This is a genomic window from Aneurinibacillus terranovensis DSM 18919 (genome assembly GCF_000430625.1).
GTDB classification, from domain to species: Bacteria; Bacillota; Bacilli; order Aneurinibacillales; family Aneurinibacillaceae; genus Aneurinibacillus_B; species Aneurinibacillus_B terranovensis.
Window position 1 is genome coordinate 90,646 of sequence record NZ_AUMJ01000009.1, and the last position, 13,965, is coordinate 104,610.

At 41.8% G+C, this 13,965-nt stretch carries 15 protein-coding genes and 1 other annotated feature; of the genes, 4 read left to right on the forward strand and 11 right to left on the reverse strand.

The features are described from left to right. Positions 1 to 14: 14 nt before the first annotated feature. From H525_RS0101610 to H525_RS0101635, 6 genes are all read right to left on the reverse strand, one after another. Complete coding sequence (locus H525_RS0101610; protein ID WP_051330723.1) at positions 15 to 1,388, reverse strand: hydantoinase/oxoprolinase N-terminal domain-containing protein; 1,374 nt, start codon at positions 1,386 to 1,388, stop codon at positions 15 to 17. Continuing rightward, positions 1,366 to 2,505 (reverse strand): S-methyl thiohydantoin desulfurase family protein, encoded by a 1,140-nt coding sequence (locus tag H525_RS0101615; RefSeq protein ID WP_027414748.1) that lies wholly within the window; start codon positions 2,503 to 2,505, stop codon positions 1,366 to 1,368. Before H525_RS0101615 ends, H525_RS0101610 begins: the two co-directional genes overlap by 23 nt. 238 nt (positions 2,506 to 2,743) lie before the next feature. Then, positions 2,744 to 4,150: a sigma-54 interaction domain-containing protein gene (locus tag H525_RS0101620; protein WP_027414749.1), complete on the reverse strand. Its 1,407-nt coding sequence runs from the start codon at positions 4,148 to 4,150 to the stop codon at positions 2,744 to 2,746. A gap of 97 nt (positions 4,151 to 4,247) precedes the next feature. Continuing rightward, on the reverse strand, positions 4,248 to 5,156 hold the full coding sequence (locus H525_RS0101625) for a DMT family transporter (RefSeq protein ID WP_425387630.1): 909 nt from the start codon (positions 5,154 to 5,156) through the stop codon (positions 4,248 to 4,250). Between the two features lie 181 nt (positions 5,157 to 5,337). After that, a complete protein-coding gene (locus H525_RS0101630) occupies positions 5,338 to 6,111 on the reverse strand; it encodes a Cof-type HAD-IIB family hydrolase (protein WP_027414751.1) in 774 nt (257 codons plus the stop codon). 39 nt (positions 6,112 to 6,150) lie between these two features. Beyond that, positions 6,151 to 6,570: a CoA-binding protein gene (locus tag H525_RS0101635; RefSeq protein WP_027414752.1), complete on the reverse strand. Its 420-nt coding sequence runs from the start codon at positions 6,568 to 6,570 to the stop codon at positions 6,151 to 6,153. 303 nt (positions 6,571 to 6,873) lie between these two features. Between H525_RS0101635 and H525_RS0101640 the strand changes: the two genes are divergently transcribed. Continuing rightward, positions 6,874 to 7,422 carry a class I SAM-dependent methyltransferase gene (locus tag H525_RS0101640; protein ID WP_027414753.1) on the forward strand — a complete coding sequence of 183 codons (549 nt, stop codon included), beginning with the start codon at positions 6,874 to 6,876 and terminating at the stop codon, positions 7,420 to 7,422. Positions 7,423 to 7,458: 36 nt separating this feature from the next. Here H525_RS0101640 and H525_RS0101645 read toward each other — a convergent pair whose 3' ends face one another. From H525_RS0101645 to H525_RS0101665, 5 genes are all read right to left on the reverse strand, one after another. After that, positions 7,459 to 8,403 carry an L-lactate dehydrogenase gene (locus tag H525_RS0101645; protein WP_027414754.1) on the reverse strand — a complete coding sequence of 315 codons (945 nt, stop codon included), beginning with the start codon at positions 8,401 to 8,403 and terminating at the stop codon, positions 7,459 to 7,461. 134 nt (positions 8,404 to 8,537) lie between these two features. Next, on the reverse strand, positions 8,538 to 8,897 hold the full coding sequence (gene rplT / locus H525_RS0101650) for a 50S ribosomal protein L20 (RefSeq protein ID WP_027414755.1): 360 nt from the start codon (positions 8,895 to 8,897) through the stop codon (positions 8,538 to 8,540). A gap of 30 nt (positions 8,898 to 8,927) precedes the next feature. Then, complete coding sequence (gene rpmI, locus H525_RS0101655) at positions 8,928 to 9,128, reverse strand: 50S ribosomal protein L35 (protein WP_027414756.1); 201 nt, start codon at positions 9,126 to 9,128, stop codon at positions 8,928 to 8,930. Positions 9,129 to 9,152: 24 nt separating this feature from the next. Continuing rightward, the gene (gene infC, locus H525_RS0101660) at positions 9,153 to 9,698 is read right to left on the reverse strand and encodes a translation initiation factor IF-3 (protein WP_425387631.1); all 546 of its coding nucleotides are present in this window, start codon (positions 9,696 to 9,698) and stop codon (positions 9,153 to 9,155) included. After that, positions 9,695 to 9,819: a sequence feature (ribosomal protein L20 leader region), on the reverse strand. It overlaps the preceding gene by 4 nt. 107 nt (positions 9,820 to 9,926) lie before the next feature. Next, entirely contained in the window at positions 9,927 to 12,173 is a 2,247-nt protein-coding gene (locus H525_RS0101665) for a GGDEF domain-containing protein (RefSeq protein WP_027414758.1), read from the reverse strand. Between the two features lie 616 nt (positions 12,174 to 12,789). Here H525_RS0101665 and H525_RS28875 point away from each other — a divergent pair. The 3 genes from H525_RS28875 to H525_RS0101675 all read left to right on the forward strand — a co-directional run bounded on the left by H525_RS28875 (position 12,790) and on the right by H525_RS0101675 (position 13,927). Then, a complete protein-coding gene (locus H525_RS28875) occupies positions 12,790 to 12,924 on the forward strand; it encodes a hypothetical protein (protein WP_281172565.1) in 135 nt (44 codons plus the stop codon). Positions 12,925 to 13,032: 108 nt separating this feature from the next. Then, positions 13,033 to 13,416, forward strand: coding sequence for a hypothetical protein (locus H525_RS29240; protein WP_155837060.1), 384 nt, complete (start codon positions 13,033 to 13,035; stop codon positions 13,414 to 13,416). 61 nt (positions 13,417 to 13,477) lie between these two features. Then, on the forward strand, positions 13,478 to 13,927 hold the full coding sequence (locus tag H525_RS0101675; protein ID WP_027414759.1) for a hypothetical protein: 450 nt from the start codon (positions 13,478 to 13,480) through the stop codon (positions 13,925 to 13,927). Positions 13,928 to 13,965 lie beyond the last annotated feature (38 nt).

The following is a 13,965-nucleotide window of genomic DNA, read 5'->3' on the forward strand; positions in this document are numbered from 1 at the left end:
TTGAAAAATGGATTTTAAAAGAGCGAACCAATTGCCTTAACCTGAACCCTCAAAGCTTGACTCGAAATATAGGCCAACGGAGTTACTTTAATGGATTTGGCCATCACGGATGCTGGATCAACTCCAGCAAGAATCGCTTCTTGCACAGCTTCTTGTGTAGCCATTTTCACGGCTTCCTCTCGCCCTATTCCTTTTAACCAATACATTCGATCCACATTCCCACTGATAGGGGCAATACAGGCACCAATTGCACAAACATGAGCATAATAAGGAGGATGAACAACATCAGACCAAGGAAATCGAAACTTTGCCTCCAACTCTTTACTCGCCTCTCCTACAAAAACAATGGGGAGAGGATCATATCGGGGTTGAAACCGTTGAACCACTTGAAAAACGGCATCCAATTTATCATCACTAATGGAATTCTCTCCTCCAAAAGGGAGTGTAACAATTTCAGGTACCGGCACATTAACGTGGATCCCTGCGATTGGAGTTTTTTGCCACCTCTCTTTAGGAAATCCTCCCTCTAATACTCCAATGCATGTTCTCTTTCTCCCTACATCCACAACAATACAGTCATTAAGTTGGGTGAGATAAGAAGCCCCCCTAAGACTTGTTGTCATCCCGGAATAGAGCGTACGGATCGGATAACGCAAAGCATAGTCATAAGACATTAACGATCCATCATTTTGCACGAGATAAATACCAGCTTCGATACTAAGTTTCTGTAAAAGATGATCTAAACCTTGTAAGGCTCGCTTCATTACCTTGGATAAAGCGGCATTAAGAATCGCCGCGTTTTCACGCTCAAGAAATCCGATGCTTCCCAGTTCATGGGACAAGGTAAAAGAATGTCCCTTACCCAATCTGTCTTGGATCCACCCCATGACCATTCGTTCATGACTATCATTCACCGGTGAGAAAGTGCCGGTAATGGCAAAGGCATCTATACGTTTCACATTGATTGATTGAAGAAACACATCAATCTCTGTGCGAGAAGGTGGAGATTTGGAAATCCTCCCATCCACTTCATGGCCACCTTGCAACTCATAATAAACGAGTCCCATCGCCTGTCGAAAAAATTCTGATCCTTCATATAACGGGGGAATGCTACCTCTGGCTTGCGAAATCCGAACAGCGCATACCTGAGCCAGATTTCTCTCCTCCAGCAAAGTATCAAGAAAAAGGTTTGTCCCAATCATTACCGCTGTAATGTCAGCCGGGCTAACGTTTGTTTGTTTTAAGAGATGTGCGATCAAAGACTGAATTCCTGTCATTACGTCCGGTGTTGTTGATTGGCTGGCAAAGGTGAGAATATGAAAACTATGATCCATCAGTACGCCATCGGTTTTTTCTCTACCGACATCAATACCTAAACGAAACATCATTTTCTTCCTCCCCTTCTTGAAGCTGAAGTTGTTCCGTTGGAAAAAACTCGTTAGCAATACCAAAACATCTTGGCCCTACGATCTCAAGCATTTTTGAATCACGAAGCAATGGTGGACTTGGAATTGCGATCACCCATACTTTTCGATGGTTTTCCAGTTCCTCAATCATGATGGGATTCCCCGTATCCGCATCCAATACACAAATGAGATCCGGAACCATAGCTAGTGCTCGCTCTCCTTTCTTAGCAAACAAGTATTCATTTCTAAATAAGATTTCGACTTGCTCACCTACGAAAAAGCTGGCTCCTTCTACTATAAGAGTACCACTTAATAAACCACCGACTATGTTTCGTTGAATATCCACCACTTTTCCTTCGATTAATTTGTACGGCCTTCCATAAATGGAATTTTCAAATATTTCGACTAATCGAACAACAATCCGATCGATATTTGCATGGGCCGCCTTTACGGCTTCCCCAAGTCGTATGGCGAGGGAAAACGTTTGGTGAAGAGCGACTTCCCGTACCTCCATTCCCCGCATAGGATAACCGGAAATCGCTGCCCATCCCCCTAATTCCATGACCTTACGACGTGCCTCATCCTCCACTTTTTCATTCGAGGCTTCTGAAAACCGGTAACATCCCCCACAATCATTCACCATCATTAAGGGGGAAGCCTGAATTCCAAACGCATGGAAAGTGGTCATCTGCAGTTCCGGAAATGCCCGTCCCATACCGTCGCTATCTAAAAGGGGAAGTTTAGACAACGCTGCTGTCAGCACGGGAACCATGGCATTCATTCCTCCAATTTCCAAACCCATCACAGCTCCAACAGAAATATTTTTTTCCATTTCTAACTCACGAATGGCTGTAGGTATTTCCGTTCCTGTAAGGATTTTTTCATTCAAAACTGTCGGGGAACCCATAATGGCTACTGGAACCACCCATTCTTCATCAACCACTCTAAATGGCGACAGTAGTGGAACCGGCCCTTCCTCACGGATGGCCCGAAGCGCGAGTAACTCAAGCAAGGTACTGTCTCCACCACCTCCAGAACCCAGATACTTAGCACCATAAGCTAGCGACTGAACATCTTGTTCCGTTATATGCTTTTTCATGGATGATCCCCTCACTTTTTTAATAAGCAAATCTCATGCCAACTTATTTCAATCAGATGTACACTAAAGTAACTCAATAATTAACCTTAAATTGTGAATAATTAGTAAAATTTAGAGAATAATTACTCCACCCAGGATACAAAACAAAACTTTTTTTATGAACTAAAACACCGATATTTTCATATAATATTGTTTTTCTCACCATTTATCGTTTTTTATCTTCATTTATCGATAATTCTCACTTTGAGAATTTTTTCTCGCGAGAAATCTTTTGCAGCCGTCGATACAGCGTAGCGACACTCATTCCCAAAGCCTGAGCAGCCTTTCTTTTTCCTTCCGTGCTGGTTCCATAACGACGAAGGGCTTGTTCAATCAAATACGCTTCTGATTCTTCTATCTTCAATAAAGAATAATCGTGAGAACTTCTTTTTGCCGGTAACGTCAATGTCTTTTCGAATGGCTCGTCAGGTCCCTCCTGATGGCGCATAGATGAAGGCAAGCTGCTTATCGTAACCAAGTCCCCGATTTCGAGATTTACAATATATTCGATGACGTTTTCGAGTTCGCGTACATTTCCCGGCCAGTGATAGTCAAATAATCGTTTTAATGCTTGTGATGAAAGTCGTTTGTTCTCTTTTCCTAAACGCTCTCCATACCGCTTCATAAAGTACTGGATGAGTTCATACAGATCCTCACTTCTTTCCCGTAAAGGAGGAATGGAAAGGGGAATAACATTTAAGCGAAAGTATAAATCTTCACGAAATTGTTGATTGGCAATCATCGTTTCCAAATCTTTATGGGTCGCTGCAATCACTCGAACATCGATGGGAATGCTCTCCGAACCGCCAATTCTCTCGACCCTCCGCTCTTGCAAAACCCGCAAAAGTTTAGCTTGCAAAAAAAGCGGCATATCCCCAATTTCATCCAGGAACAGCGTGCCTCCACGAGCCATTTCGAAGCGTCCTTGTTTCCCGCCTTTCTTTGCTCCTGTAAATGAACCTTCATCATAACCAAATAGTTCACTCTCCAAAAGAGATTCAGGGATTGCTGCACAATTGATAGCTACAAACGGACCCTTTTGTCGTTGACTGGCTCCGTGAATCGCCTGTGCGAGTACCTCTTTACCGGTTCCGCTTTCTCCCCGAATCAAAATGGTTGAATCACTTTTCGCTACTTTTTCCGCCTGTGCTTTTAACGCGGTAATAACAGGGCTATTACCGCGAATATCAGCAAATGAATAACGAGTGGCATATTTCTTTTGCTTATCTACACTTGGTACCAAAAACTGTTTAGTAAATTGTAAAACAGCACCCTCTACTTGCTTACTGACAATTAGCGGATGCAAGCGACAGGCATAAGGGTGAAAGACTTCCATCGAATCCTTAATTTCAACAGGTAAATCGATGGTGGGTTTCCCTTGTCGGACAAACTCAATCAGTTTCGCAGAATTAATTAACTCCAGAATGTGTTTGTTTATTAAAGTAATTTGTGAACGGCCCCACACTTTCTCCGCAAACATATTCGTGTGGATGACATTCCCTTGCTGGTCTACAACCAAAATGGGGGTTGAAATCATGGATAAAAGCACTTCAATTTCTTGTAACAGTCTTTTTCTTTCTTTTTTCAATGAATCAATATCATTCATGACAATCCCCCTAAATTCAGTTCTTATAAAATTCAGTATAATAGAGTTAATGATGGTTGTCTTTTCGAAATCTAATAAATCTTTTAATGTTGTTCATTCAAGTAGTGCGAGCTTGCTCCGCCATTCGATTGAGCGCCTTCGTTCGGACGGGGGGCGCTTTGGCAATAAACACAATCCCGGCTAAGACGCAGCCGATAGCTACATAATGATACCAGTAGAAGGTCTCATGCAAAAACAGGCAGGATAGAACTACGGCGCTGATGGGCATAATGGCTGTAAAAACGGCAGCCGAACTGGCGGGGACCACCGCTATCCCCTGATTCATCAATATGACCGCCAGAGCAGTCACAACGACACCGCAATATAAAATGAGCAGCCAGTCATTGACAGTCACACCTGAAAAGTCAAACTTCCAGGCCTGATAAACAGCAAAAGGAAGAAAAAGCAGCGAACCTGTAATACTTACGACCGTGGAGATGACAAGCGCACTTAAATCTTTCGATACAAATTTCCTAAACGTAAAGAAGATTGCTTCCCCTACAACAGCGCCAAAAATCAGGAGATTTCCAAACAGCGCATGAGCGCCATGTGCTGTATTGGAAAAGGCCCCTACTACATTAATCGCCATCGTTCCAAGGACCGCGCATAAAATGCCAATCACATGATTCCAGGTCAGCCTTTCCTTCAAAAAGAAAAACGAAATAAGCCCGACAACCGCCGGGGTCGTGCTGGTAATAATCCCGCTTTCTATTCCTGTCGTAAATTTCAAGCCGTACAGCATAAAAATGCTAAACATAAATACCCCAACAAACGTTTGAAAAATGAAGAGAAAAAGATCCCGACGTGAAATGCACGGGAACCTCTTTTCCTTGATATATAAAAGAAAAATCAATGTCACCGCACCGATGCTTAACCGCAATTCAGACGCAAGAAAAACCGGAAATACCCCCGTAATTACCTTGTTCGCCACAATAAAACTGCCCACGATGGCCATGGCGACGCTCATTTTTATATATGCACGCATATGGATCAAACCCCATTCCCTCCCTCTCTCTTACAACTATCCACAACGTATTCCGCTGCTTTTCTTTGCTTACATTACATAAATAAAACCACCCGGGAATCCTTGAGAGGACACCCAGGCGACCAACTTATCTATGCGTTACCATTCTTTATGGTTCTAAGCCTTAAATCATCCCTATTTTCTGCAGCCCGTATTGGATACCACCATCGTCTACAGACTTGGTTGTAAAGTTGGCGAAAGGCTTTGTTTCCTCATGGGCATTTCCCATAGCGATTCCCATACCAACATAAGCAAGCATCTCTTTATCGTTTAACCCGTCACCGAATGCAACTGCTTCTGCGGACGATAATCCAAGGTGCTCAAGCATCTTTTCAATTCCTTTCGCCTTTGAACCGCCACTTGGCAGCACATCCATTGAAAGTTCATGCCAACGAATCAACGAAATGTCGGCCACTTTATTTTTATAATAATCTTCTTCATGCAGCCGGCAGAAGAGCAGAGCCTGATAGATATTTGTTTCCTGCCAGTAATTCGGATGATAGCCGGGGACACTCACTTTAAGTGAATGAAACGATTCAATGACGTGCGGATGCTGCTCATAATTGGAGAAGCATTTTTCGTTTCCAAGGTAAACGATTGGATGATTATACGCATTGGCTATGTTCTCTAAGGCTGAAAGTGTTTCCCGGCCAATCGGATTTTCATGAACGATTTGCCCTTGATGCACGACATACGAGCCGTTGAAACTCACAAACGAATCAATCCCGAGTTCTTCACCAATTGGTTTAAAATGATAAGGGGCTCTGCCTGTTGCAATCACAACTTCAACGTCACGTTCCTGTAGTTTCTTTATCGCCTCTTTGGTAGATGGCGGAATTCTTTTGTCATGGTTTACAAGCGTCCCGTCAATATCGAAAAAAACAATTTTGTATGCCATAATTCCTCCTAAGTCAGGCCTATCTCTTGCAGTTCGCTTTTATTTCTTCACAAGAAGCGCATGGTCGACTTTAATACACGTATCCATTACGGCAGTCATTCCGTGCTGCTGCACGTATTTTGCAGCGTCTTCATTGTAGATTCCCTGCTGCAGCCAGAATGTTTTGGCTCCGATTTTGGCAGCTTCTTCTGCGACCGGCATTACAGTCTCACTTCGACGGAACACATTTACAATATCGACCGGCTCTTTGATTTCGGTTAGTGAAGCAACCGCTTTTTCCCCAAGTGCTTCCTGAATCGTGGGATTAACGGGAATAATTTTATAACCGGCTCGCTGCATTGCTTCCGACACCATATAGCTGGTACGGGCGGGATTATCGGATAATCCTACAACCGCGATAGTTTTTGCTTCTTCCAGAATTTTGCGGCGTTCGTCATTGGACGGGTTTTGAAAGGCCATGTATTTCTCCTCCTTCGAAATTTTGCTTCTTTATATCTTTCTTCGCTCCCTGTTCTCCTATTCCCTCTTTATCATTTCGGATTACTCTCTTTTTGTTTAATAAATGAACAGGAACTTGCCCTAATCATCCTCATGACTGATTTACTTTGTATTCGGGTGTAGTATTGTTATAATTAAATAAGTTTAAAGAAAACTTACCCGGGCCAAACCTAAAAGTATCCGGCAGTACCCGGCATATCTCAAGCGTCATGAGAAAACTGCACTGTCTTTCTTAATGCTGAAAAATCCTATGAGGAGAGTTATATGGAGAAATTTCTGTTCTTATCGAAGTTCTTACAATCGCCGAAAACCGTAGGCAGTATAACGCCCAGTTCACGTTTTCTTGCCAGGGCCATGGTAAACCCTATTGATTGGCCCGCCACCGAAAGCATTGCAGAATTGGGAGCCGGTACAGGCATTTTTACCCGTTATCTCCATGAATTGAAACACCCGGGTTGTAAGGTGATGGTCTTTGAGCGGGATGATAACATGCGAAATCGCCTTGAATCGCTTTACCCGGATCTCTATTACCATGATAATGCCGTTGAAATTTACTCAGCGATGAAAAAACATCATATTAATCAATTCGACTATGTTATTTCAGGATTGCCCTTTATGAACTTTTCTCAGGAATTAAGGGATGCGATTATGGAAGGAGTCGAGAAATCGTTAAAGCCTGGCGGAATGTTTATCGCTTTTCAATACTCACTCCAGATGAAGAAGCAGTTGGAGCAACGCTTTAACCGTCTTGACATCAACTTCGTACCCATTAATATCCCTCCCGCGTTTGTATACTGCTGCCAAAAGGCATAGCGGGAGGGAATGAACTCTTTTGTCTGAGATGAATGGTCAAAAACCAATCTCTTCAAGAAATTGTTTTAATTTGGCTGCTGAAGATTGGAGCTGTTCCTCTTCCCTTTCGGATAAAGGAAGGGGGACAACCTCTTCTAAACCATTTCTTCCAACTATCGAAGGAACCCCGAGACACACTCCATTGATTCCATGATATCCTTCTAAATAAGAGGATACCGGCAGAATAGAACGCTGATCCTTTAAGATAGCTTCACAGATACGGGCCAAAGATAAAGCAATTGCATAGAAAGTAGCACCTTTCTTCTCAATAATTTTATAAGCTGCGCCCTTTGTTTCATTATAGATTTCTTCTTTTTGCGATTCGTTTATATGCCACACGCTGTCCTGCGGCTGTGTTTCCGGCAACATCCCCGCTACGCTTAGAGAGCTCCAGACCGGAACTTCAGAATCTCCGTGTTCCCCAATTACCATACCGTGTACGCTCCGTGGGTCAACACCGAGCTTTTCCGCCACTAAATAGCGAAAACGTGAGCTATCGAGCAGCGTACCTGAACCAATTACGCGCTCTTTCGGAAATCCGGACAGCTTTAGCGCTACTTGCGTAAGAATATCTACTGGATTGGTGGCGATAAGTAAGATGGCTTTCGTCGTATAAGCCGTAATCTGTTTAATGATGGAGTCAAAAATTTGAACATTGCGGTTCATTAGATCGATGCGTGTTTCTCCCGGACGCTGAGCCGATCCTGCTGTTATGACAACAATGTCCGCATCCGCACAGTCCGCATAATCGCCTACAGTAATTTTCATCGGTTGGGCAAGCATAAGGCCGTGATTTAAATCGAGCATATCACCCTCTGCCTTATCACGATTACTGTCTATAATCACCAGCTCATTTACAAACCCTCTCAGTAATACCGTATAGGCAAATGTAGAACCGACAGCACCATTCCCGATAAGCACAATTTTCGAAGTGGTTTTCATGGAACACTCCTCCGTGTATTGGATGTAGTTAAAACTTTCCATATGTAAGTTATACATTATTATTCTACCAAAAAAAACAAAATAAAAATCATAAAGCAAAGAGACCCGGAAAAAGCTCAGGTCTCTTCTGTTTATTATGCATTTAATTTTTCTTTCGCTGCGTTCGCAAGCTGTGTAAACGCTTCTTTATCGTTCACAGCCAGGTCAGCAAGCATTTTGCGGTTTACTTCTAACCCGGACGCTTTTAAACCATACATAAAACGGCTGTATGAAAGCCCATTCATACGGGCAGCCGCATTGATACGTGTAATCCACAATTTGCGGTAATCGCGCTTCACCTGACGGCGGTCACGATAAGCATACTGCAGAGATTTCATAACCTGTGCATTCGCGGATTTAAATAACCGGTGTTTTGAACCAAAATAACCTTTAGCGAGCTTTAATATTTTTTTGCGACGTTTACGCGCAACATTTCCACCTTTAACTCTTGGCATCTATGTTCCCTCCTGAATCTCGAATAAGAATTACTTCATGTACGTAAGCATTTGTTCAATGCGTTTTTGGTCACCATTAGAAACAATCGCACCTTTGCGAAGGTTGCGCTTGCGCTTTGGAGATTTGTGTTCCAGAATATGGCTTGTATAAGCATGGCTGCGTTTTAATTTACCGCTTCCGGTTCTCTTAAAACGTTTTGCAGCACCGCGGTGTGTTTTCATTTTAGGCATCGACGTGTCCTCCAATCCAGAATGTTACTTTTCGCTTTTTGGCGCAAGAATCATAATCATGCTGCGCCCTTCAATTTTGGGCCTGCGCTCTACAGAAGAAATATGCTCAACTTCTTTGGCCATCTTCTCCATTACCTGCTGACCAAGTTCAGCATGGGTAATCGCGCGGCCACGGAAGCGAATCGTTAATTTCACTTTATTACCGGCTTCTAAAAACTTAACGGCATTGCGTAGCTTCGTTTGGAAATCATGTTCCTCAATCGTAGGGGATAAGCGAACTTCTTTCAGCTCAACCACCTTTTGATTCTTCCTGGCTTCCTTTTCCTTCTTCTGCTGCTCATATCTGTATTTTCCGTAATCCATGATACGGCATACAGGGGGCTTTGCAGTCGGCGCGATATTTACCAGGTCAAGTTCTTTTTCCTGAGCTAGGCGGAGCGCTTCGCGAAACGGAAGAATGCCTAACTGTTGACCCTCAGAATCAATCACACGAACCTCACGAGCGCGGATCTCTTCATTAATTAAATTCTCTTTGCTAATACCTGCCACCTCCAGAGGAATGTTAACCAAAGTAAAAAGTGCGGACGCAATGCGCCCGCACTTATATTACACACCATATACTTCTATGGGTTATATACCTGTTAACGCCGAAGTCAATCAGGTGAGAAGCGGGGCGCTTCTTCTTTGGTTACCGTATGTTTATCAGACTTAATTAGTATAACGTAAACACTGTAGAACGTCAAGCATCATTAACAAAAACATTTATTAAGCGGCGCTTCCAGCAAAAACTTACACCTGCTACAGCAGCGATTCATCCTCTACAAAAGAAAGCCCGTTTATTTTCTTCGACGCCTTTTTCACCTTGGCAGCCATTTCCGATACTTGCATCGGGTTTTTATAACGGTCCGGTGAGCAACGGACGCTAGCGAGAGAAATGGATAAGACATTTTGTTCGTTATCCGTAAAATCTATATCCATTATATTTTTAAAGTGCGTATAGAAATTGGACAGCACATAGCCAGCGATTTCCTTCGCAAATTCAGGAAGCGTAATAATAATGAAATCATCTCCTCCGATATGGCCGAGAAAACTTCCTTTGCTGCCGGTGACACGGATAGCTGTCGCAAACATTTGAGCCGTCCGGCGGATGATTTCATCGCCTATTTCAAATCCGTACTGATCGTTAAAAAACTTAAAGCGGTCCAAATCGCAATATATGACAGAAAAATCCTGCCTCTTCTCAATCCGGGCCACAATTTCACGTTCGATCCGTATGTTTCCGGGGAGTCCGGTCAATGGATTGGAAATAACCGCAAGTTCCAACTGAACTTTAGCCAGCATGTCGAGAAGGCTCTGTACAGAAACAATACCAAGATAGTTATCCTTTTCCGTTACGATAATCACGTCGTATAAATGGAAAGACTCGCGCTCCATTGCCAGTTTGGCGACTTCATCAATTTTTGCCCGCTTGTCAACAATAAGCGGGCTATTATTCATAATTTGTGAAATAGGCTTCTCGTAATAGAGCGAAATGCCATATTGACCTCCAAGAATCTGATAGATTTGAAACCGCATAATCAGGCCAACCGGTTGTTTATCTTGGAGAACGACTACACCGTCTATTTTATGGTTGCGCTCAAATATGTTGTGCACTTCCCGGACTGTCGTTTCTTTTGTTACGCAGATCGTCGAGGTGAGAATATCGCCTACTTTATTCGTAAACTCCTCCCCAATCTCCAAATGTTTTCGCTGCTGTTCCATCCTTCTGATAAAATTTACGGCTGTATCTGTAATGCTGGTCTGCTGTTTAGCGGGGCGTGCGAGAAAAAAGCCCTGACCGTAGTCCACTCCCAGGTTAATAACGGCTTCCAGTTCGCTTTCTGTCTCGATTCCTTCGGCAATGAGCTTGCATTTCACCTTATTGGCAAACTTAACGAACGTCTCCAATAGGGCTTGCTTCACGGGATCAACGTCTATATTCCGCACGAGTGTCATGTCCATCTTAATATAATCCGGATAAATTTCCGCGATCGCTTCCAGGCTTGAATAGCCCGCACCCGCATCATCAACCGCAATCAAATACCCTTTTTTCCGGTACTCCTGAATCATATCACGAAACGAGGCAAAATTTTTGATAGCGTGACGCTCGGTAATCTCAAATACAATATTGTGCGGATTTAACTCGTATTTTTCAAACCATTTAAAAATCTGGCCCCGCAGTAAAAACGGATCATCAATGCTGCGCGCATCCAGATTAATAAACAGCTTATAGGAGGAATCCAAATTTTTAAGGTTTTCAACGGCTTTTCGCCTGCACAATGATTCAAACTCAAAATTTCTCCCGGTTTTTTGTGCGTAAGAAAATAAGGCGCCGGGCGAGTGAAAATTAGACCCCTCGGGACCGCGAATAAGCGACTCCCACCCTAATGGAATTCCTGTTTTTAATGAAACAATCGGCTGAAGCAGCGTATGAACATTTTCATTTTCTACAATTTGGTGAAAGTGTTCCATATTCTTAAATTCTTCTGACATCAGTCCGACTTTCGCCATCTGACTGGCAAATTTCACAGACATATACATTTCCTTTGTTATGTCGTGGCCTTCCATTCTTGCGTATCCGATATGTACACTAATCTTACTCATCTTCGAATAAGTAATCTGGCGGTTCAGCCGCTCTTCCACTTCCCGTTTTAATTCAAGACATAGAAGATGAAACGCTTCGTTGCTGTATGTTCCATCCCAGGAAATATAGATCGCATAATCGTCCCCCCACAATTTTTGCACGGCGACCAGATGCGCATTATTTCGAAAAACAGCATGGCAGGCCGCATTCAAAATATGGTCCAGTTGATAGATAATCTTGCTGGCGGCTGAATATCCATATTTGACTTCAATATCCGACATATTAATAATGTCAAGGTAAAACAAAAGAACGGTCCTTGACAGTAAAAACTGGGCTTCCAGCAGCTTTTTTACCTGAAAGCGCTGGTCCGTATATAATAATGATGTTTTTTTTCGCCCAAATCCCTTAATTAAGGACAGCATTCCTAGTCCACTCCCCTTCTATCTACCTACATTATGGCATCGAAACTTTAATTGAATGTAAAAGTAGTGTAAAGGGGTGTAAAGAAAATACGATGGGCAATGGAATGGTCCGCTTTTATTTTTTGCAGGTTTTCCCTTGTAGGGAAGCGGTGACTGTCCGTGTTCTGAAAAAAAGGGAGACAGCGCAAAAGATTCCCTTAAAAGCGCGTCTCCCTACTTTTTATCTTTCTCGTGTAAACAAGTGAATGAGGCCGAAAACAAAGTTCTTTGATGCCCTTGTAAATTACAATCATTTTTTTAATCTATCCAAGATTAAAATAACTTTTACTAATAACGTCTATTTGGCGTTTAAAAATTTATATTGACTCTAATACTATTTTAATCCCTTAAAAACAAAAAATTGGAGACAACAAGTCTTAATAAAATTATTATTTTAAATTTTCAATTATATTTATCATGAAAATTGTATTAATTCGCAATTAGTTGAATTTGGTAGAATTAATTAGTATCAGGTACCTTTTATGGTTATAATTTTATTGTTTTGTATTTTATGGATATTGATGATTCTATATAAAAGCTGTATATTAAAGGAAATTTAAAAAAGGAGGGCTACAAAGTGAAAAAATTAACTACTTACAGTTGTGCACTTGTTTTAGGCGTTACTAGTATTTTAAGTTCAGCTAGCTTTGCAAGCGCTGAACCTAAATCTCTAACACAAGAAGATTTAAAAGTTATTCAACAAGGGAAATAGATTGCACAAAAGTATAAAATTGGGGAAGCGCTAAGCGAAAAAGACCTTAAGTTTATTAACGAACACGCAAATAAAGTTGAAACCTCCTCGTCAGGCCAAGTCTCTCCAATGAGTCTTAGTTCTCACAATGTCTTTGGAAGCGGCCGTGCAGGTACAACTATTGAAGGAGATGTTTCAGGAAGTTTTACCACGGACATGGGACTAATTAACAACCATGTCTACGGAAGCATAAATACCAAAACTGCAAGAGGATCTGTAAGCCAGGCTAAAACGGATTTTCAATTTGTTGGGTATGGACCAGTGGGTACCCAACCACCCTATATAGGAAAAGTAGCGGATTGGACGCAAAGTTCGGATTGGATCAGTGGTTCTTCGGCTTATTTGGGATTTAGTAAATATTTTACTGCTAGTTGTACTGCATGGAGTGCTTTTCCATCTGGATCCCTCAAGTATTCAAGCGGGATTCTAAATATCTCTGCTACTTATAGCTAAATTAATATTGTAGGGGCTTGATTTTACAAGTCCCTACCCTTTATAAAAAGAAGGGGATTAAATGAATAAATTTACTAGAGCAGCTATTAACATACTTATAGGATTATCATTTGTTTCCTGTTCAACTAAAGCTGTTAGTGAAAATCCATATCAATCATCCGTAACTAAACAACAAGAGAACTTTTTTCAAAATTTATATAGGGAAGATGATAAATATGCTGGGTTTTTAAATAAAGATACACATCTCGTGGATGCTACGGCTACTTTTGATGGCCTTCTACTAAATACCTTTCAACAAACAAAAATAAAAATTAATAAAATAAAAATTGCAAACTTTACTTTAAGTCGTATATATAATCTAATCGAACATAATAAAGTGACCAGAGACCTTGTAGAGGAAAAAAGCTTAATAGACTTAATTGGTCTATTAAACATGAAATCGGAAAGTAACGGCCCTAGACTGATTCCTTTCCTTGATTTAGCAAGCATTTCTGCCTGTCGAAACACGTAAATTTTTTTGCAAAAATAGAAGGACACTGCGCGCCTCTT

Excerpts from the sequence above, each read along its gene's own strand:
- H525_RS0101635 (WP_027414752.1), bottom strand. The coding sequence starts at position 6,570 with ATGGCCTTTCAAAACCCGTCCAATGACGAACGCCGCAAAATTCTGGAA.
- rplT (WP_027414755.1), bottom strand. The coding sequence starts at position 8,897 with ATGCCAAGAGTTAAAGGTGGAAATGTTGCGCGTAAACGTCGCAAAAAA.
- H525_RS0101675 (WP_027414759.1), top strand. The coding sequence starts at position 13,478 with ATGAATAAATTTACTAGAGCAGCTATTAACATACTTATAGGATTATCA.
- H525_RS0101625 (WP_425387630.1), bottom strand. The coding sequence starts at position 5,156 with ATGAGCGTCGCCATGGCCATCGTGGGCAGTTTTATTGTGGCGAACAAG.
- H525_RS0101640 (WP_027414753.1), top strand. The coding sequence starts at position 6,874 with ATGGAGAAATTTCTGTTCTTATCGAAGTTCTTACAATCGCCGAAAACC.
- H525_RS0101665 (WP_027414758.1), bottom strand. The coding sequence starts at position 12,173 with ATGCTGTCCTTAATTAAGGGATTTGGGCGAAAAAAAACATCATTATTA.
- H525_RS0101615 (WP_027414748.1), bottom strand. The coding sequence starts at position 2,505 with ATGAAAAAGCATATAACGGAACAAGATGTTCAGTCGCTAGCTTATGGT.
- H525_RS0101645 (WP_027414754.1), bottom strand. The coding sequence starts at position 8,403 with ATGAAAACCACTTCGAAAATTGTGCTTATCGGGAATGGTGCTGTCGGT.
- H525_RS0101610 (WP_051330723.1), bottom strand. The coding sequence starts at position 1,388 with ATGATGTTTCGTTTAGGTATTGATGTCGGTAGAGAAAAAACCGATGGC.
- rpmI (WP_027414756.1), bottom strand. The coding sequence starts at position 9,128 with ATGCCTAAAATGAAAACACACCGCGGTGCTGCAAAACGTTTTAAGAGA.
- H525_RS0101620 (WP_027414749.1), bottom strand. The coding sequence starts at position 4,150 with ATGAATGATATTGATTCATTGAAAAAAGAAAGAAAAAGACTGTTACAA.
- H525_RS29240 (WP_155837060.1), top strand. The coding sequence starts at position 13,033 with ATGAGTCTTAGTTCTCACAATGTCTTTGGAAGCGGCCGTGCAGGTACA.
- H525_RS0101630 (WP_027414751.1), bottom strand. The coding sequence starts at position 6,111 with ATGGCATACAAAATTGTTTTTTTCGATATTGACGGGACGCTTGTAAAC.